Here is an 18,702-nt window from a genome sequence, read left to right as displayed (position 1 = left end):
AAACAATCATCTGGATATTTGTATTCACTTAACCTTGCATTCAGTATTTTCCAATAGTCAATCCAAGAATTTGAAAAGAGGATATTTCCATGTCTAGTTTGTTTGGTAGATCATCAGCAAGGGTTGCTTTAATAGTTCTGGGAATGACAGCCGCGACAATAACTCCCATCCTAATTTCTCTCCCAGCTTCATCTCAAAATATTCCTCCATCTGCCACACCAGCGCCTACTTCAACAGTTAACTTGTCTGATGTTTCCTCAGATTATTGGGCGCGTCCCTTCATTCAAGCCCTAGCTGACAATAACGTGATTGCAGGCTTTCCTGATGGCACCTTTAGACCGAATCAAGCTGTGACTCGTGCTGAATTTGCCGCCCTAATTCAAAAAGCTTTTGGGAGCCAAAACCGAGTTCGGCAATTAAGCGCAGGTGGATTTAGTGATGTTCCTACTGGCTATTGGGCGGCTTCTGCAATTCAGAGCGCCTACGAAACTGGATTTTTGGCAGGCTATCCTGGGAACGTGTTTTTACCAAATCAACAAATTCCGAGAGTGCAGGGGATCGTTGCTTTAGCAAATGGTTTGGGTTTGACTGTTAGCACTACTGGAGCAAGTAGTGATCTGGGCACCTACTACACTGACGCCTCAAGTATTCCGAACTATGCTGTTAATAGTGTGACAGCAGCAACCCAATCTAATCTTGTTGTTAATTATCCAGATATAAAACAACTCAATCCGCAACAGCCCTTGACTCGTGCTGAAGCTGCGGCACTTTTATATCAAGCTTTAGCTAAACAGGGACGGATACAACCGATTGCGAGCAATCTTCCAGCTAGTCAGTATATTGTCGGTGGAACTCAAACCGGTAGCGATATTGTTTCTCTTGCTGCATCCAGTAGTTCTCTGACAACTCTGACTTCTTTATTAAAGACAGCTGGTTTAGCAGATATTCTTCAACAGCCTGGGCCTTATACAGTTTTTGCTCCCACCGATGAAGCATTTGCTGCTTTGCCTGCTGCTACCCTACAGCAGTTACAGCAACCAGAAAACAGAGAAGCATTGATTAAGATTTTGAGATATCATGTGGTTCCTGGAGCAGTAACTGCTAGTCAACTGACGAATGGGGAACTGAAAACCTATGAAGATAGACCTGTAAATATTAAAATCGATCGCGCTAACAATCAAGTCGAGGTGAATAATGCCAGAGTTATCCAGCCGGATATCAAAGCTAGCAATGGTATTATCCATGCAGTTAACCAAGTCCTGATCCCGCCTGATGTTAACATCAGTAAGTTAAATCAACCACCAACAGCAAACACGCCTAATGTTGAGCCAGGTAGAGCTACTCGTGGTGGCAGAAGCTATATCGGAGTTGCTGGTAACATTGGTTTGCTCGGCAACGATAGAGCTCTGAGCGACGGCAACTTTGCAGTCATCAGCAAAGTTGGTCTGACACGCAATATATCAGTACGACCATCGGTAATATTTGGGGATAATACACTATTTCTGGTTCCCTTGACTTTAGATTGGTCTCCCAAGATAGCAGGTTCGGTGGGCGAAAGAACCTATACTATATCTCCTTACGTAGGTGCTGGTGTAGCAATTGCAGCTAATAACAATACTGATTTTGGATTACTGCTAACTGGTGGTGTAGACGTTCCTCTCGGTTCTAAATTTACGCTCACAGGTGGTGTAAATGCTGCTTTTCTGGATGATACTGATGTAGGGGTACTATTCGGAGTTGGCTACAACTTCTAATTAAATAGAAGTAGAACACGCGGTAGGGGCAATTCATGAATTGCCCCTACGTGAAAATCATTCTTTTCGGCTATTGTTTGCGTAATTCCTGAGTAAGTTAGGTTGAAACTATACTTAAGATCGCTTGATGGCTAAAGTAAGTCCATCGGCGATGGGGACAAGGGAAAGGGTAACACGTTCGTCATGATGTAACTTTTCGTTGAGCGCCCGGAGAACTTGGGTGCTTTCATCTTGATATTGCGGGTCAGCAACTTTTCCCGACCATAAAACATTATCAATAGCAATCAATCCACCTGGACGGATCAATTGTAGCAATCGCTCGTAATATCCATCATAATTTTCTTTATCGGCATCAATAAAGGCAAAATCAAATGTCTCGGCTTGCCCAGTTGCCAACAGCTGATCTAAAGTTTCTAAAGCTGGTGCCAAGCGCAGATCGATTTTATCAGCAACTCCGGCTTCTTGCCAATATCGGCGGGCGATCGCAGTAAATTCTTCACTCACATCAGCAGCGATAATTTTCCCATCAGCCGGTAGTGCCAAAGCTACAGAAAGTGAGCTATAACCCGTAAACACTCCAACTTCCAGGGTTTTCTTCGCTCCAATTAACTCTACCAAAAGTCTCATAAACTGCCCTTGTTCTGGTGAAATCTGCATTCCACTTCGGGGATGGCTGGCGGTTTCTTGGCGCAACTTCAAAAGAATCTCCGGTTCCCGCAGCGAAACGGATAAAAGGTAATTATAGAGTTGGTTATCAAGACCTATAGACTGTTTTGGCATGGTAGCTCAGAAAATTGAAAGAATCTACAGTTATACTATCGCCCAATAGTAGTTTATTAGGAATCCCCAGTCAGCTTAATCTCTGTCGTCTTCGTCGTACAGAATTCATTCTGACTCCTGAATTGGCATACTAGGCAATTAAACCTAGGTGTAAAAATGCCAAAGCTTTTATACATAATCATTGTAGCTAACGCCATCATCAGGAAGTCGAAGATTTGTTAGCCCATTTAATTAAATCTGTATATATGGTTTAACTATCATTCGCCATGACTAACAGTTGAATCAAGAGGAGGAATTTGATCGGCGGTTAATGTCACAACTTGCCCATCTTGTCAAATGCTAATAGATTCTCCTAATCGGCGGTGTCTTTCAATAGCTTTAGCAACAGCAGCTTTGACACCACCATCAATTTTTTGATGGATTTCTGTTAGGGGAATTTGCGCTTTATTCCCTGGTTGTAATTTGATTCCAGATTTGGGGTTCATAGATAATTGTTTCCTGATTGATATTTGATGCAGCCACTAATAGAGGTTCAGACCCAGAATTATCATAGATGATCCAAGTATCACACACAGTATCCACCAGAAAAGCAAGAGAAGGCGACGGTGCTGCAACAGGCGAGTAATGAGAAAATTTAAAAACCTGCCAAAATGGCAACCCGATTCTGATTAACCAAGTTAAATTGTAAAAGATAAACGACTTCAAGGGTTTTGTTATCAATGGCTATCACGTAAGCAAATTCCTTTTCTAAAACACAATCTATTAAGTGATTTACAAAAATAAAAAACTATCTATACCAATTATTTGCAAAGTATTTTTATCAGCAGATAAATATGAATAATCAGGTTTGGCATTTGCTGCAACAGGAATATTAAATGCGTCTGGGCGTTGTTGTTGAAACACGCATTAGCACCCAAATAACGGGCAACGTCTCTATACATTCCTGTTCACTTCAGCGGCAAATGGCAGAGTGGGAGTTTGAAAGCTGACTGATATGCTTCCTCTCACTCTCTTTTTATTTAGCGATTTCTAATTGAGATGCTTCTATCAAAACATGAACTGTCTTTAGAAGTCAGTATCTTGTAAAAACTTAAGAATCGCTGTATTCAACTCCTCAAAAGCACCAGTTGAGGCATCATGACAGCAGTTAGACAAAATTTGTAATTTAGAATTGGGAATATGCTGATGCAGTTTTTCACCATGACTAACAGGAAACCAACTATCTTGATCACCCCACAAAACTAGTGTAGGACACTTAATCGCATTCAGGTTATTTTGAATTTGGGTAAGCATATTAGGCTTGTTTAATTGCCAATTCTCAATTTCTCGCGCTGCTATTTGTAACTCTTCGGCGACTTTTGCAACCGTACCCGGCAGATCAATAAATGGGTAAGTTATCCAATAGACATCTTCTTGTGTCAAAATTGACGGATCAAATAATACCCTACGTCTTTCTATTGCCATAATTTCTCTAAATAGGGGTGCAAACAAATATGCCAGACGTAAGGAGTCAATTGTTTGCATTATTTCCAGGGGCGTTTGGGCAAGTAACCACATAGCCCAATGGGGTAGATGTTCAGTAAAAACAGGTACGTTTACTACTACAAGCCGCCCGATTAATTGCGGATTTTCTTGAGCAAGGGCAAGGGCAACTAATCCCCCCAGAGATTCAGCCACAATTACTGCGGGTTCATCGCATAATGCCTGAATAATTCTTTGAAACTCAATAACTTGATGACCGTTGTCTTCTCTACGAAACACTGGTTTTTCGGAAAAACCAAAACCTTTGGCATCAAAACAAATTACTCGATAATATTTAGATAATGGTTCTATACTGTGCCGCCAATTATAGCTCCAACTACCCATGCCATGTAATAAAATTAACGGTTTACCTCTACCTTTTTCGCCATAAGCAATTTGTACAGGATAGCCTTTACCATCAGTAATAACTAGACTTTGCCGCCCTTTAGGAAAAGTAGCTTGCCACCAATCTTTCATTCGGTTATCAATAAATGATTTAAGTGCCAGTTAAGGCGTTCCACAGGATTCTAATTAATATGACGGGTAATGCTACTAAAACAATGGAGATTAGCAACAATCCAGCAAAAACGGCAAAGATAAACCACCTGTCTGCACTCCTTTGCTGGCTGGGAAACTTTAAGTACTCTTCCAATAACTTGATATTATAACTGTTAGCTGTCCAGGCAAAATCAAACAAGTCTCCCAAAACTGGGACAGCGCCTACTAAGCCATCAATGATCACATTCAAAACCATTTTGCTTAAGGTGGCTCTAGATACACCCAGCCGCGCCGCTTCTAAGATGATGTAGCTAGAAAACATAACTCCCAAAAAATCACCACCAATAGGTATTAGTCCGATAATTGGATCAAGACCAAAACCAATCTTTGTACCAGGAATGGTAATAACATTATCCAGCAGCCGACTTAACTGACGCAGGCGCTTCAAGGTGGGTGCTTTCGTATCAGCTTCAATCATCGAAAATCGAGGAGAAGAATCAGGCATAATAGGCGATCGCGAACTTTGTATTGAATCGTTATATATTTGACTTGTTTACTGAGCTTTTGCAAAAATTTCCTCAGAGATTTTAGCTATATTTACAAATTAATATTTTTCAGGAGATTCTGACTGTGCTTTTGGGCGCATATCTTCGCCCACAGTCACATTCAACTGCTCGCCGATTAACACCACAGCAGCGCTCATCCACAACCAGAGCATTAAAACTATCACAGCCCCTACAGCACCATAGACTTTATTATAGTTGCCAAAATTCGCTACATAAAGCCGAAATAGGGCAGACAATATTGCCCAGAAAACAGCTGCTAAAATTGCTCCAGGCATCATTGGTGTGCCTGAGTTCCACTGGCTTGGTCCATAGCGATAGACAAAGCCAAAGGCGACAGCAACAATAGTTAAAGCTAAAGGCCAGCGTAACAACTGCCAAAGATGCACCAAGAAGATCAAAGAACCATTTTCGCGCACTACTATTCCCAAGAGCCAATCGCTGGTAAACACTAAAAAAGAAGCCAGCACTAAAAGTAACATCGTACCGACTGTTAATCCCAGAGAGACGAGCTTGGCTTTCCAAAAGGGGCGCATCTTTTCTGGAGGAATTAGATGGATTTGGTCGAGGGCTGTCATAGCAGTATTCACCGCCCCAGAAGCAGCCCAAATTGCTAATATAAAGCTCAGAGAAAACAAACTACTGTTTTTGGAGTTGGTAATTTCTGTGGTGGCAAAATCACGAATCAGCTCCAGGGCTTGTTCAGGTAGAACTTGACTTAGTTGAACCGCCAGTTTATTAAAGGTGGCTTGCAAAGATTCTGCTAATAAGCCAATAGCTGTGATGAAAGCAAGAATTGCTGGAAACAGCGATAACATGGCATTGAAGGCGATTTCCGAGGCGAGTCCCAAAAGTCGTCTTTCGGTTGTCCTGGTAAAAGTTTTTTTGAGTGTGCGCCAATTGAGGTGGCGAAAAAAGCGGATAAAACGAGGCTTTGACATGATTTAGTAATGGGGAGTGGGTTTCAAGGGTAAGGTGTTGGACATAAAAGTTGCATATTACCTGTAAGTAAAACTATTGTGGGTTGGGCATCTCATCCGACATCCCGCCCAGAACTGAAGTTCTGGGCTAATAGCGAAAGTCCACTCAAGTGGACTAAAATTTTCGTTTTTATCAGAAAAATGGGTTTAAAACCCCGTCCCTTCGGCAAGCTCAGGGCAACGCCTTTAAGAACGGCTTTATATTAGAGGTATCGTGGTAGAGTTAGAAGTCGTCGTTGACCCACCCAGACATCGGAGACAGAAAGCCTAACACCAAAGTTCGGTAGAAGACTATCGACGGCGCAGAAAAGACGGCAGACTGGGATAAGAACGAGAGGCAATGGAAACACCCTTAAGTTACAAAACACCTGAACATTTTATCAATTTCAAGTTGCTGCGGGACACGCAGTCGTAAAGTCTGTGGAGCGAACATAAGACCAAATCCTCTTAGGGGGTGGAGGCGGTTGCTATGAAACAGAAACCTAAGCCGTGAGTCTTAGGAATCCCCGACCGTTTACGGCGGGGAGGATGTCAAAAAGTATAGCTATCTACATCGCTGAAAAAAATCTTGTATTTAGTCCTCTTGAGAGGACTTTCCCTATTAGCCTTGGAATAAATTCCAAGGCTATATGGCAATGAAGCGGAAAATTTATAAAGATGTTGGTAATTACAAGCCCTTGAAAGGTGGGAAGTGGGGAGGCTGAGGAGAATAACAAATGACTAATGACTATTAAACTTGTTCGCTGCTGAGATGAGCGATCGCTTGTTTAATCCAATCTTCCACATAAGCGTCTTTGGGTAGTCCAATGTCTTCACTCACCACATGCAGGGCGTGACTGACCTCATGGGCAGTATATCCCAAAGCGAAGAGAGTCATTTGCACTTCTTCAAGGATTCCCGGTGCTGGGCCACCTGTGGCGACGAAGAACCCGGCTGATTTGCGCCACTCGACTAATTTGCTTTTCAGTTCCAAACAGATGCGTTCGGCGATTTTCTTACCGACACCGGGAGCCTGAATTAAGATTTGTGTATTGCCAGCGATAATTGCTTGGACTAAATCTGGTAGTTCCAGAGTGTCCAATAGTGCGATCGCTAAGGCTGCACCAATACCGCTAACAGTCAGCAATTGGCGAAATAAATCGCGTTCGGATGGCGAAGCAAAGCCATATAGTAACGGCACTTCTTCCCGAATTTGGAAATGCGTAAAAATTTGCGCCACTCCTCCCGACTCTGGTAAATGGTTTGCTAGCCGTTGAGGAACTTGCAAATCATACCCCAAGCCATTCACTTCCAGAGTCAGGATGACGCGATTAGCGCCAATTGTTTGGATACCAGCGACTATACCTTTTAGATAACTAATCATTCTAAGAGACCAAAATATTTTAATCCTTCGATAATTCCACCTGCACAAAAACATGAAGCCAGGTAGTGGTAGTCAGAGGGATACTCATTGTGCCATTGGAGTAACTCTTTTCGGGCATTCCCCACAATGATTCCCCGTTCGTTGCCTACAGCAAATAAAGCAATATCATTACCTGAATCACCACAGACAACTGTTTGTTCTGCTGCAAATTTCCACTTTTTGCGTAAAAACTGCATTGCCTGACCTTTATCGCTGCTATGGGGCACAATGTCAAGGTCAATCCCACTACTGTAGATTAACTTTACATTTAATTTATATTTCTGCAACTCCACTTCAAGTTGTGGTAGAACATTTGCAGATGAATCTTGTTCTAGGAAAAAACTCACTTTGAAGGGACGCTGTTCTGAATCTGGTTGCAGAACTAGCTCTCGGTATTTTTTAGTAATAGATAATACAGTTTCGCGTTCCCATCCCGGAGAGAGGATTTCTGACCAACCTGAGTCTGGAGTATCACTACCATCTAGGTAGATTTCTGTACCCACAGAAAGAACAAGAGCATCCGGTTGCAAAAGATTTTTTTGAGCTTGGAGTTCTTTGTAAAGTAGAGGCGATCGCCCGGTAGAATAAACAATTTTAGTACCGTATTCTTGGCGATGTCTGTTCAGCAGTTGATTTAGTTCTGGTAAAGCGCTGTCATCTCCCACGGTGCGATATACAAGGGTGTCATCTAGATCGGTTACAAAAAGAAATTTAGTCATAAACACCTCTTATGCTTCGCTTTACATCAAAAAGTTTATGTCTTTTTTGCACTTAATCTAAAGAAAACATAGATGTAGTCTGGTTTAACTGACATCTTGCATCAGTTCCAAAAACCGCCTCAGAATTCATTCTGAGGCTAATAGCTAAAGTCTTCTAAAGAAGACTGAGCAAAAGTTTGAGTCCACTAAGCGTGGAGTTGAGCTATCAGCCCAGAACTTGAGTTCTGGGCGGGCGATGGTGCTAATTGAGAATGGTGCAAGATGTCAGGTTTAACAAAACAGAGCAATATTCATGCTGGAAAAACTGCCTTTGCTGTTAAATTTTAAGTAATAAATAGATTTATAAGTTCATTACAATGATTGCAGCAAATGCTTAAACATTTCTTATACATGGAAGAGCGTTTGTTGGAAAGTATTAAGCATTTGGGGCAACTGCTTATACATTCCTTGCAAATGCTTAAGCGTTTCTTATATATGGAAGAGCGTTTGTTGGAAAGTATTAAGCATACGTGGCAACTACTTATACATTTCTTGCAAATGCTTAAGCATTACTTATCAATGACAGAGCATTAGCTACAAACGTTCAAACTTTGACAACTAATGTTTTAATTTGAGCGATATCTACAGAGACGTAGCACCGAAAAACAATGTAGAGACGTAGCGGTGCTACTTCTCTTTTGCTTAATGCACTACGATACAATCAATTTAACCATTTCATAGCACCTGCGGTCGTGGTCAATACCTCTCCACAACATCCGACTCCAAGCGATTCTCCCTCCTACATTCTGCCTCTTGAGAGTGGCGATCGCCTCACTCGTCCAGAGTTTGAGCGTCGCTACAATGCCATGCCCAATGTCAAGAAAGCCGAATTGATTGAGGGAGTCGTTTACGTGGCATCACCTTTGCGCTTTGAACCAGATGCCGAACCGCATGGTAATTTAATGATTTGGCTGGGAATTTATAAAGTAGCTACGCCCGGTGTCAGACTGGGCGATAATCCAACTGTGCGGCTAGATTTAGATAATGAACCCCAACCTGATGCCATTTTGTTAATTGATGCAGCGTGTGGCGGATTGTCTCATCTGGGTACTGATGGATACGTGGAAGGTGCGCCCGAATTAGTAGCAGAAGTTGCCGCCAGCAGTGCCAGGAAAGATTTGTATGATAAAAAACGTGCCTATCGCCGCAATGGTATTCAGGAATATATTGTTTGGCAGGTTTTTGATAGCACAGTTAGTTGGTTCAGCTTGCAAAATGGTGAATACGTAGCATTGATACCAAATGCGTCAGGCATAATTCAAAGTCAAGTGTTTCCGGGATTGTGGCTTGATGTATCAGCATTAGTTGCGGGAAATATGCAACAGGTGTTGGCAGTGTTGCAGAAAGGCCTAAGTTCAGTGGAACATCAGATGTTTATTCAGCAGTTAAGTATTTAAAAAGGGTTAAACCGAATCATTTTAGGGAATGGCATGGTTTAGTTTACTGTGTGCGAGTACCACCACAGCTTCAACTAACTCTTCTGGATCAAGGGGCTTGGTAACGTGCCGTTGATAGCCACTGGCGATCGCTCGTTGGTGATCATCTTCTCTTGCGTATGCAGTCAAAGCGATCGCCAGAATCTGTCCCCCTTTTTCGGGAGGTAATGTTCTGATCTGTTGGATTAAGGTATAACCATCAACTTCGGGCATCCCAATATCACTAACTAATACATCGGGTTGGAAGGACTCCAGGTTGACCAACACTTCTGCGGCAGAGGCAACGGTCAAAACTTCGGCTCCATATTCAACAAGTAATACTGTTAATAGCTCACGGGCATCAAGGTCATCATCGACTGCGAGGACTCGAATTCCGGTGAGATTGAGTGCTTGTTGTGGAAACTTATCTATCGGCTTGATTTCCGGTTCAATATTCAGCAGTGGCAACCGGACTGTAAAGGTGGCTCCCAACCCTTCACCAGGACTCTCAGCCGCGATCGTGCCGCCGTGAGCCTCAACTAATTGACGGACGATCGCTAACCCCAATCCTAACCCCCCATACTTGCGAGTAATTGAGACATCTTCTTGGCGAAATGATTCAAAAATATCTGGGAGAAAGTCAGGGTTAATCCCTTTGCCGGTGTCACTCACAATAATATGTGCTTGCTGATCGACTCGCTGTAGTCGGATTTCTACCCGTCCGCCGTTGTCAGTAAACTTGATGGCGTTGGAAAGTAAGTTCCAAACGATCTGTTGAAGGCGGGTGGAATCTCCTGAGACTTGCCCAATATTCGGCAGTACTGGATGTAACAGAATTGATTTGGAAAGGGCTGCTGTCTTTACCGTGTCGATCGCAGATTCAATCACAAATGTCAGATTCACCGGAGCCGCATCCATGCTGAGTTTACCGCGCAGAATCTTGGCTATATCTAGCAAGTCATCAATTAGTTGAGTTTGCAGTTTAACGTTGCGTTCGATGGTAGCTAAAGCTTCGGCTGTTTTGATTTGATCAAACTTGCGGGTTCGCAGCAGTCTTGTCCAGCCGAGAATCGGGTTGAGCGGCGATCGCAATTCGTGGGAGAGGATGGCAAAAAACTCATCTTTAATTCGGTTGGCGCGTTCGGCTTCGGCTCTGGCTAATTGCTCCTGTTCTAACAGGCGATCGCGTTCTTGCTCTCCTTGCTTGCGCTCAGTGATATCGCGCGAGATTGCCAAGATTTGTAAGACATTCCTTGCGGTGTCGAGAATGGGTGTAACTGCGACATCCCACCATTTGGGCGTTCCTTTGGCGGTTGGACAAAAGCCCTGAAATCGAATCAGTTCCCCGGCTCTGGCTGTGGCGATCGCTGCTTCTGCTGTTGGGCGATCACCGTTTTGCCAAAAACTAGTCCATTCTACGTTCAGGTAGGGCGCAATATCATCCATTTCTAGCAAACACATTCCACCCATGTTCATGTACAAGAGTCGCCCATCAAAATCTAGTAGTTTGATGCAATCGCTACTGCTTTCCAAGATCCGGCGTTTAAACTCTTCGCTTTGCCGCAGCGCTGATTCTGCCTGTTTGCGATCGGTGATATCCAAGTTGATGCCGCTCAACCGAATTGGCTCACCCTGCTTATTTAAAGTGAGGCGACCCACACCGAGCAGCCAGCGAATGCCTAATTGGGGGTGAATAATCCGAAATTCAGCCCGAAATTCTGGCAGCCTTTCCTCAACCACACGATATACTTCAGCATTAACCCATTGGCGATCGTCTGGGTGCAAGGTGTTGTACCATTCTTCATACTCAGGTAAACTATTTGCTGGATCAAGTCCATACAGGTCAAAGTTTTCTGACGACCAAACAATTTTGTTTGTGGGAATTTCCCAGTCCCATGAGCCAGCATGAGCGCCGGCCAGGGCTAGCCGCAATAGTTGTTCGTTTTCGCGCAAAGCTTTTTCGGTTTGTTTGCGATCGCTGATGTCTTCGGCAATACCTGCAAACCGATAAATCTCTCCTGTTTGATCTCGAAGTGGAAAGCAGCGATCGTGAACCCAGCGAATACCACCATCGGGGAAAACAATCCGGTATTCTTGATCAAATTCACCTGCGGCGGCTTTTTCCTGAAACGCTCTGTCTGTCGATTCCCGATCTTCTGGATGAATCCGATTAACCCAGCTTTGTTGGTTTTTATACAATTCCTGCGGGTCTAATCCCCAGAGGCGTTTGTAGGCAGGGCTAACATAGCTGACTCGGTTTTCGCACACTTCTCTAATCCAGAACACCGCATCAATATTTTCTGCAAGCTGGCGGAAGCGTTCTTCACTATCCCGCAGAGCTTTCGCTGACCGTTTGCGTTCGGTGATGTCTAGATCAATACCAGCCATCTGAATCGGTTGCTTGTGTTGGTCGTAAAATACCTTGCCCTGGCTCAGTGCCCAGCGAATGTTGCCGTTAGGATATACTACCCGGAATTCGATGTCATAATCTTCTCCGGTGGCGATCGCATGATTTACGGCTGCTAAAACGCGATCGCGATCGTCAGGGTGCAGCCGAGCTACAAACATCTCAAATGAGCCGTCAAACTCTCCTGGTTCCAGTCCAAATAAAGCTTCTAGGTTATCCGACCAGGAAATTACCCCTGTCTGGATGTTCCAGTTCCACGTTCCCATCCGAGAGGATGACAGTGCCAATCGCAGCCGTTCTTCACTCTGGCGGAGTTTTGCTTCTATCCGTCTGCGATCAGCCAGTTCATTCTGTGCTTGCTGATAGAGTTCCGCCTGTCGCAAGGCAATACTTACCTGAATTGCTAGTTCTTTGAGCAAGTCAATCTCTAAGGGCTGCCAAAATCGAGGGGATGCACAATGATGAGCAATTAGCAATCCCCAAAACTGGTGATCTTGGATAATTGGCACAACCAGATTAGCTTTGACTTGAAACTGAGCCAACAATTCAACGTGGCATGGGTCAATACTGCTATCCTGAATATCAAATATCGCGGTTACGTAACCCTGACGATAGCGTTCGATATAATTCTCGACAAAGGCGGGATCGTAGCTGATAGTTTTCGGTCGATTAGATCGGACGTAGCTCTCAGCGAGGCAAGGATCATACATATTAGAAAAGAGCAGCGATCGCCACTCTTCCCCAACTGATTCTGCGATGACTGTGCCATCCCCATCAGGCATTAACCGAAAAACCAAAACGCGATCGGTCTGGAGAAACTGCCGTACCTGGGTTACGGTTGTCTGAAGAATTTCATCCAGATTCAGCGATTGGTGAATTTGCTGGGTAATATGTGAGACTAACCGCTCTCGTTCGATGCGCTGTTGCAGTTGGATACGTAGCTGCACTGCTTCAATTGCTCCATTTACTGCCAGTCGCAACCCTTCTGGGGTAATTTGCTCTTTGACAATATAATCTTGTGCGCCGGCTTTCATTGCCTGAACTGCGATCGCTTCATTCCCCTGCCCGGTGATCACGATCACAGGTAGGGACGACTGTTGGATTAGGGGTTGCAATTGAGCGAGAAATTCCAGTCCGTCTAGGTCGGGCAGTCGATAATCAAGTAAAATAATGTCTGGCTGGTGTTGCTGCCAAAATTGTAGTCCTTGCCCTCCCAAAGTTGCTTCCAAAAGCGTATAAGAATATTCGCGATCGCGCAGCAAACATTGCCGATAGAGTTCTCGATCTTCTGGGGAATCATCGACAATTAAGACGATACGTGATCTCTGGCTCATAAGTAATCTTGGGAAAAATCGGGGAGTATCGTCACTTCAAACCAATAATCTACCAGTATTTGAATATCTCGTTTTAGTTGATTAAAATTGATCGGCTTGACGATGTAGCTGTTGACACCATATTGATAGCAGTCTTTGATATCTTTGGGATTGTTAGAGGTAGTAAACACCACAATTGGAATTGTTTTTAGATTATCATCCTGTTTAATTCGGTGCAATACTTCCCGTCCATCGGTTCCAGGCAGATTCAGATCAAGCAAAATCATGCCGGGACGGGGGTTACTTTCGCGCTCAACATAGTTGCCAGTGTGGTAAAGAAACGCCAATGCTTGTTCCCCATTCACACACCTCTGAATGGGGATCGCAATCTGAGATCGTCGGAGAAACCTTTGCAGTGCCTCAAAGTCTTCGTTGCTGTCTTCCACAATTAAAAGTAATGGCGTTTTCCTGACAGCAGAAGCTGAAATGCTAGTCATGCGTTAGCCTCCGTTGACAGGGTGAAATAAAACGTACTGCCTTGAGTGGGCACAGATTCTACCCAAATTCTACCACCGTGACGTTCGACAATTTTGCGGGCAATGGTTAACCCGACTCCAGTTCCACCGCCAAACTCATCCCGTCCATGTAAGCGGCGGAAGATTTGAAAGATTTTGTCGAGATGCTGTTGGGGGATGCCAATGCCGTTATCACGAACGTAGAAAGTCAGGGAAGTGGGAGCAACTTTTCTTTGCTCATTTTCTTCGAGCAAACCAATTTCAACCCACTTCTGAGGTTTATCATTGTACTTAATGGCGTTGCTGATCAGGTTGCTGAAGAGTTCAGTGATCTGAGCGCGATCGCACATAATGCTGTTAAGCGATCGAGGAATGCGAAACTCAACTTCGCTCTGCGGTCGGGCAATGGTCAAAGTGGTGATGATCTGCGGCACTAATTCATCCAGATTCACTAGTTGTCGGATTAGTTCGGCGCGTCCTAACCGGGAGAAATGCAGGAGTGAATTAATCAAGTCTTCCATGCGCTGCGTCAGCTTTACCAGGGTTTGGAGTTTCGCAACCCCATCATCATCCAAGACTTCTGCATAGTCTTCCATTAAGAAGTTAGCGTAGTTGTGAATGCCCCGGAGCGGTTCTTTCAAATCATGGGAGGCGACGTAGGCAAAGGAATCGAGTTCTTCGTTACTCCGTTGTAATTCATAATTCATCGCTGCTAATTTGTCTGCCTGTCGCAACACAACGCCGACAACCAAACTTCGCAGTTCAGTAACCGCTTCAACTTCGCAGGGTTTCCAGGGCAGGGCAGACCCTTGCACCGTTTCTTGCCACAATTGAAAGGATTTGCGAGGAGACATTCGGAAACTGCCATCTGATAAGACTTCCACAGGTTTGTTGGGGTCGCCGCCCCAATTCACGGTTTGGATCACCTCTGGACGAAACCAGAGAATGTAATTGTGGTGAACTTTAGATATTTCCAGGGCTAACACGCCACTAGCGATCGCTTTATATGACTCGGCGACAGGGTAATCTAACAAGAGCGATCGCGTCTCAAACAAGTTATGATAAACGTGAGGTTTAATCCAATCAAGTAAGGCGTTAACCTCTTCCTCTGATGGCGTTTTACCCACTCGAATGCACTGGTCACCACTGCATATTGCTGCTCCGGTGGCATTCACCAGATTCAGTAATTGAGATTTCAGTTGCACCATCCCATCCAGGAAATACTCAGCCTGAGACAAGGCTTCGACAAATTCAGTTTGTAATGACTTCAATTGCCTTTTATAATCAATATCTTCACTCGCTTCTTTGTTTGCCAGTTCCACAGACATCACCTGTCCAATAAACTCGCACACAGTGCGGATATTGTAAGAAAGATATTTGGGCGACGAATGATGACAGGCAATCAAGCCCCAAAGCTTTTGATCCTGTATCAGAGAAATAGACATAGAGGCGGTCACGCCCATATTTTGCAGATACTCTAGATGAATCGGCGAAACACTCCGCAACACCGATAAACTCATGTCGAGCGGTTGATTTGTCAAGGGATTGTCTGCTGGAATTAAACCAACAGGTTGATAATTAGCATTTGGGATCAGCCGTAGCCAGTTGAGGGTGTATAGCTGTCGGGCTTGCTTGGGAATGTCCGAAGGCGGATAGTGTAAGTCTAAATAAGGGGTTTCTTGATTGGTGTCTTCAGCAATGACTCTACCTGCCCCTTCCTGATCAAATCGATAGACCATGACGCGATCAAAGCCAGTAATTGTCCGCACTTCTTGAACCACGATCTGGCACATTTCCAGCAGCGTGGGGGCTTTTTGAACGCGGGTAATGGTTCCTCTTACCTGTTGATAGAAGTCAAAAAAGTCTGTTTTGCCCTTCGCTTTTTTCTGTTCCAATTCAATAATAATGATATTATCTAAACGATGTACAATGCCATCAAAATAAATTGATTTATTCAAATGCTTGATAGACAGATTCAGGGGATTAATACTCTCAAAATCCTTTGCTAGACATTGTTGAATCAGCTTAATCTGCTTGGCATCCAGTAAATTTGATAGCGACTTGCCCAGCAATTCCTCAGGTTGACGACCAACAACTTTCTGGGTATTGCTGCTCACCTGAACGATTTCCAAAGTAGGATATTGCAAAACGAGTAAAACCCCGTGAGGCTGAATCAGACTGGGAATGTGGATCGGTTCGCGATCGCAGTTTGTCAAATCAATTGTCTGGTCAGTCATTCTCAGTTTCTCAAACTCCTCATTAGAACTTTGATATAAATCAGAAATGTTGAATATGTAGGGAAAACAGAGATTTACTAAGTCAAATTATTTCTTTTTAGCTATTTAGCTTTTTAATTATATTTAACTGACTAATAAAACTCTCTATAAAATATACAGGTTTTAAATAGATACTTTAACTATAGCAATCCTGAATCAAACGCGCAGAAACAAGTCCCTGATTTTTTCAATAATTTGGTAATCTCCGGGTTGAAATTCGACTGCTAGAGCCTTTATCTCAGGCTCTAGCTTCTACTCTTGGTTTAATGTTTCAATCAACAAATCTACCTGTTGCTGTCGCTGTTGCAAAAAACTTTCGCACTGACGCACATACTCAACAGCAGTTGCAAATTGCTCAAACACATCTGACAATTCCAACTCACCCGCCTCAATGCGAGCGATAATTTCCTCTATTTCAGAAACCTTCGCCTCATAATTCCAACCTTCCTCAGAATTAGAAGCACCCTTACGTTTAACCATCAACCTCTCTGTGTCCTCTGCGCCTGGAGCGGTTCATTTATTTCCATAACCTTTACTTTAACCCCACCCTGCCCCAATTGAATGAACAAATCTTGTCCTATTTCTAACTCCGCCGCCGATCGCGCGATCGCTCCATCTTCCCGCCTAACCACCGCATAACCACGCCCTAATACTGCTTTCGGGTCAAGAGTTGCCAACTTTTGCCGCAATAATTCTAGATGCTGTGTTGCTTGCTGCGATCGCCCCGTGGTAATTTGCACCAATTGCTGACGCTTCCAAGCCAACTTTTCCACCTCTAATTGCACTTGTCGATCTAACCGCAAACGTCGCAAACGATTCCGCAATACTTGCAGCTTATTTTCAGCAGTTTCCCAAGAGTCATGCACCGCTTCACGTAAAGCCAAAACTCGCTCCCGATGCTCAGTATACAACTCAGAAAGTGCTGGCACAACCATTTCCGCCGCCGCAGTCGGTGTATGCACACAAGCATCTGCAACTAAATCTGCCAAAAATTCATCCCTTTGATGACCAATACCAGTAATTATCGGAATAGAACAACTAGCAAGCGATCGCACCACTCGTTCATCATTAAAGCAAGCCAACTCCTCAACTGCACCACCACCCCGCGATAAAATTAGCACTTCGGCGCGTCCATCTCTTTCCACCCGCTCAATTGCTTTGACGATAGATTCCGGCGCTTGCTCACCTTGTACTGTAGCTGGAGAAAATAAAACGTGTAAACCTGGATACCTTTGCTTGAGAGTTTTTTGAATATCACCCCAAGCAGCCGCAGTTGGTGAAGTGACGACAGCGATCGTTTGGGGGTGAGTTGGGAGCGATCGCTTTCTTTGCGCGTCGAACAATCCCTCAGCCAGCAAGCGATTTTTTAGTTGTTGATACCGTAGCGCCTGTAAACCAACACCAGCCGGTAGAGTCTGCCAAACTGATAACTGATACTCTCCCCGTTGTGGATACACGCGAATACTGCCCAAAATGATTATCTGCTCACCGGGAACGGGTATCTGGGCGAGTTTTGGCAATTGGCTATTCCATACTACACACTTAATTCCGGCGGTGCGATCGGTATCTTGCAGCGTGAAAAATAACCCACTGCGATGATGGTTAGCGCTGGAAACTTCGCCAGTTACCCAAACTTGCCGCAATTGTTCATCTTGCTCTAACAGCAAGCGGATATAGTCAGTTAATCCAGATACTGAAAGCGCACTATCGAGAATCAGAGAGTCGGGAAGGTCGAAAGTCATCAAAGATGCCTGAAAGCATTTGTGCTGGAGCGATTTTAGCATTTTAATGAAAACAGAAGTTTATGCTAGTAAACGCTTTAATCTTTTGTAGACATCATCATCATTGCGCTTACCGACTAAAATCACTTCTACTAAATCTTGATCAGGAAAATACCTGTAAACAATTCGATATTCACCACTATCAACTCGATATAAACCCTGATAACCAGATAGCTGCTCACTATCAGCGGGTAAAGGCTCAACATTCAAAGCCAAAACCTTTTTTGCAATCTGTGCTGCTATTTTAGGCTGCAAACCGTTTAGAAAATCAAGAACAGTTGCTAGACCATCAAGCTTCGCCATTAACTAAATGCTCCAATGCAGATGTAAAAGCCTCCGCACCAATCATTTTGGACTGACTCAGAGCAACTTCAGCTGCTTGACCAAAAACCATATCCTCTAATTCTTCCAGCCGATTAATTAATTTTTGGTAGCTCTCGGCTGAAATAATCACATGACTAGGCCGTGATTGCTTAGTTAGTAGGACTGGCTCAGTAGCAGCCTTATCAAAAACCTCACCGTGTTTGTTACGAGCATCAGTCAGAGTGTAGGTCTGCATAGCAATTTTGACTATTTTAGACATTTTGACTATATTTTAGCAGAGAAATCTTCTCTCTTTACTCCTGACAAACAGAACGTAGGCGCTGCATTGTTAAAAAGCGTATGCACGGTGTTGTTACTGTTCAGGACTTACGCAACTGGCACAATGCGATCGCTAACAAATAGTACTCTAGTACTA

17 protein-coding genes are annotated in these 18,702 nt (G+C 43.9%); 2 read left to right on the top strand and 15 right to left on the bottom strand.

What is annotated here, in order from left to right; genetic code table 11:
- Positions 1 to 89 precede the first annotated feature (89 nt).
- A complete protein-coding gene (locus HWQ38_RS39245; RefSeq protein ID WP_292805658.1) occupies positions 90 to 1,754 on the top strand; it encodes a fasciclin domain-containing protein in 1,665 nt (554 codons plus the stop codon).
- Positions 1,755 to 1,868: 114 nt separating this feature from the next.
- Here the strand turns inward: HWQ38_RS39245 and HWQ38_RS39240 are convergent, their stop codons facing one another.
- The 8 genes from HWQ38_RS39240 to HWQ38_RS39205 form a co-directional block, all read right to left on the bottom strand.
- Positions 1,869 to 2,534, bottom strand: coding sequence for a class I SAM-dependent methyltransferase (locus HWQ38_RS39240; RefSeq protein ID WP_292805656.1), 666 nt, complete (start codon positions 2,532 to 2,534; stop codon positions 1,869 to 1,871).
- 332 nt (positions 2,535 to 2,866) lie between these two features.
- Entirely contained in the window at positions 2,867 to 3,019 is a 153-nt protein-coding gene (locus tag HWQ38_RS39235; RefSeq protein WP_292805816.1) for a hypothetical protein, read from the bottom strand.
- 286 nt (positions 3,020 to 3,305) lie between these two features.
- On the bottom strand, positions 3,306 to 3,437 hold the full coding sequence (locus HWQ38_RS39230; RefSeq protein WP_292805654.1) for a hypothetical protein: 132 nt from the start codon (positions 3,435 to 3,437) through the stop codon (positions 3,306 to 3,308).
- A 162-nt stretch (positions 3,438 to 3,599) separates the two neighbouring features.
- The gene (locus tag HWQ38_RS39225; RefSeq protein WP_292805652.1) at positions 3,600 to 4,532 is read right to left on the bottom strand and encodes an alpha/beta hydrolase; all 933 of its coding nucleotides are present in this window, start codon (positions 4,530 to 4,532) and stop codon (positions 3,600 to 3,602) included.
- A gap of 19 nt (positions 4,533 to 4,551) precedes the next feature.
- Positions 4,552 to 5,058 carry a DUF4112 domain-containing protein gene (locus HWQ38_RS39220; RefSeq protein ID WP_292805650.1) on the bottom strand — a complete coding sequence of 169 codons (507 nt, stop codon included), beginning with the start codon at positions 5,056 to 5,058 and terminating at the stop codon, positions 4,552 to 4,554.
- Positions 5,059 to 5,157: 99 nt separating this feature from the next.
- Positions 5,158 to 6,057 carry a YihY/virulence factor BrkB family protein gene (locus HWQ38_RS39215; RefSeq protein ID WP_292805648.1) on the bottom strand — a complete coding sequence of 300 codons (900 nt, stop codon included), beginning with the start codon at positions 6,055 to 6,057 and terminating at the stop codon, positions 5,158 to 5,160.
- A gap of 769 nt (positions 6,058 to 6,826) precedes the next feature.
- Positions 6,827 to 7,459 (bottom strand): Holliday junction branch migration protein RuvA, encoded by a 633-nt coding sequence (ruvA, locus tag HWQ38_RS39210; protein ID WP_292805647.1) that lies wholly within the window; start codon positions 7,457 to 7,459, stop codon positions 6,827 to 6,829.
- Positions 7,456 to 8,217, bottom strand: a complete 762-nt coding sequence (locus tag HWQ38_RS39205; protein WP_292805645.1) for a sucrose-phosphate phosphatase — start codon at positions 8,215 to 8,217, stop codon at positions 7,456 to 7,458. The genes ruvA and HWQ38_RS39205 overlap by 4 nt, the downstream gene beginning before the upstream one ends.
- 731 nt (positions 8,218 to 8,948) lie before the next feature.
- Here HWQ38_RS39205 and HWQ38_RS39200 point away from each other — a divergent pair.
- Positions 8,949 to 9,653 (top strand): Uma2 family endonuclease, encoded by a 705-nt coding sequence (locus HWQ38_RS39200; RefSeq protein ID WP_292805643.1) that lies wholly within the window; start codon positions 8,949 to 8,951, stop codon positions 9,651 to 9,653.
- A gap of 21 nt (positions 9,654 to 9,674) precedes the next feature.
- Here the strand turns inward: HWQ38_RS39200 and HWQ38_RS39195 are convergent, their stop codons facing one another.
- The 7 genes from HWQ38_RS39195 to HWQ38_RS39165 form a co-directional block, all read right to left on the bottom strand.
- Entirely contained in the window at positions 9,675 to 13,412 is a 3,738-nt protein-coding gene (locus tag HWQ38_RS39195) for a PAS domain-containing protein (RefSeq protein ID WP_292805641.1), read from the bottom strand.
- On the bottom strand, positions 13,409 to 13,888 hold the full coding sequence (locus HWQ38_RS39190; RefSeq protein ID WP_292805638.1) for a response regulator: 480 nt from the start codon (positions 13,886 to 13,888) through the stop codon (positions 13,409 to 13,411). Before HWQ38_RS39190 ends, HWQ38_RS39195 begins: the two co-directional genes overlap by 4 nt.
- On the bottom strand, positions 13,885 to 16,143 hold the full coding sequence (locus tag HWQ38_RS39185) for an ATP-binding protein (protein WP_292805635.1): 2,259 nt from the start codon (positions 16,141 to 16,143) through the stop codon (positions 13,885 to 13,887). Before HWQ38_RS39185 ends, HWQ38_RS39190 begins: the two co-directional genes overlap by 4 nt.
- A 291-nt stretch (positions 16,144 to 16,434) precedes the next feature.
- The gene (xseB, locus tag HWQ38_RS39180) at positions 16,435 to 16,662 is read right to left on the bottom strand and encodes an exodeoxyribonuclease VII small subunit (RefSeq protein WP_292805632.1); all 228 of its coding nucleotides are present in this window, start codon (positions 16,660 to 16,662) and stop codon (positions 16,435 to 16,437) included.
- Positions 16,662 to 17,924 carry an exodeoxyribonuclease VII large subunit gene (xseA, locus tag HWQ38_RS39175; RefSeq protein ID WP_292805629.1) on the bottom strand — a complete coding sequence of 421 codons (1,263 nt, stop codon included), beginning with the start codon at positions 17,922 to 17,924 and terminating at the stop codon, positions 16,662 to 16,664. Before xseA ends, xseB begins: the two co-directional genes overlap by 1 nt.
- Positions 17,925 to 17,984: 60 nt before the next feature.
- On the bottom strand, positions 17,985 to 18,266 hold the full coding sequence (locus HWQ38_RS39170; protein ID WP_292805626.1) for a type II toxin-antitoxin system RelE/ParE family toxin: 282 nt from the start codon (positions 18,264 to 18,266) through the stop codon (positions 17,985 to 17,987).
- On the bottom strand, positions 18,253 to 18,546 hold the full coding sequence (locus tag HWQ38_RS39165; RefSeq protein WP_292805623.1) for a type II toxin-antitoxin system Phd/YefM family antitoxin: 294 nt from the start codon (positions 18,544 to 18,546) through the stop codon (positions 18,253 to 18,255). The genes HWQ38_RS39170 and HWQ38_RS39165 overlap by 14 nt, the downstream gene beginning before the upstream one ends.
- Between the last annotated feature and the right edge of the window lie 156 nt (positions 18,547 to 18,702).

Source organism: Nostoc sp. NMS7 (genome assembly GCF_017115085.1).
In the GTDB taxonomy this organism is placed as follows: Bacteria; Cyanobacteriota; Cyanobacteriia; order Cyanobacteriales; family Nostocaceae; genus Nostoc.
Note: the sequence above shows the minus strand (reverse complement) of the source record. Positions and strands in the feature narration are given on the sequence as shown.

Bases quoted from the DNA above. Each gene is read 5' to 3' on its own strand.
- HWQ38_RS39245 (WP_292805658.1), top strand. From the start codon at position 90: ATGTCTAGTTTGTTTGGTAGATCATCAGCAAGGGTTGCTTTAATAGTT.
- HWQ38_RS39240 (WP_292805656.1), bottom strand. From the start codon at position 2,534: ATGCCAAAACAGTCTATAGGTCTTGATAACCAACTCTATAATTACCTT.
- HWQ38_RS39235 (WP_292805816.1), bottom strand. From the start codon at position 3,019: ATGAACCCCAAATCTGGAATCAAATTACAACCAGGGAATAAAGCGCAA.
- HWQ38_RS39225 (WP_292805652.1), bottom strand. From the start codon at position 4,532: ATGAAAGATTGGTGGCAAGCTACTTTTCCTAAAGGGCGGCAAAGTCTA.
- HWQ38_RS39220 (WP_292805650.1), bottom strand. From the start codon at position 5,058: ATGCCTGATTCTTCTCCTCGATTTTCGATGATTGAAGCTGATACGAAA.
- HWQ38_RS39215 (WP_292805648.1), bottom strand. From the start codon at position 6,057: ATGTCAAAGCCTCGTTTTATCCGCTTTTTTCGCCACCTCAATTGGCGC.
- ruvA (WP_292805647.1), bottom strand. From the start codon at position 7,459: ATGATTAGTTATCTAAAAGGTATAGTCGCTGGTATCCAAACAATTGGC.
- HWQ38_RS39205 (WP_292805645.1), bottom strand. From the start codon at position 8,217: ATGACTAAATTTCTTTTTGTAACCGATCTAGATGACACCCTTGTATAT.
- HWQ38_RS39195 (WP_292805641.1), bottom strand. From the start codon at position 13,412: ATGAGCCAGAGATCACGTATCGTCTTAATTGTCGATGATTCCCCAGAA.
- HWQ38_RS39190 (WP_292805638.1), bottom strand. From the start codon at position 13,888: ATGACTAGCATTTCAGCTTCTGCTGTCAGGAAAACGCCATTACTTTTA.
- HWQ38_RS39185 (WP_292805635.1), bottom strand. From the start codon at position 16,143: ATGACTGACCAGACAATTGATTTGACAAACTGCGATCGCGAACCGATC.
- xseB (WP_292805632.1), bottom strand. From the start codon at position 16,662: ATGGTTAAACGTAAGGGTGCTTCTAATTCTGAGGAAGGTTGGAATTAT.
- xseA (WP_292805629.1), bottom strand. From the start codon at position 17,924: ATGACTTTCGACCTTCCCGACTCTCTGATTCTCGATAGTGCGCTTTCA.
- HWQ38_RS39170 (WP_292805626.1), bottom strand. From the start codon at position 18,266: ATGGCGAAGCTTGATGGTCTAGCAACTGTTCTTGATTTTCTAAACGGT.
- HWQ38_RS39165 (WP_292805623.1), bottom strand. From the start codon at position 18,546: ATGTCTAAAATAGTCAAAATTGCTATGCAGACCTACACTCTGACTGAT.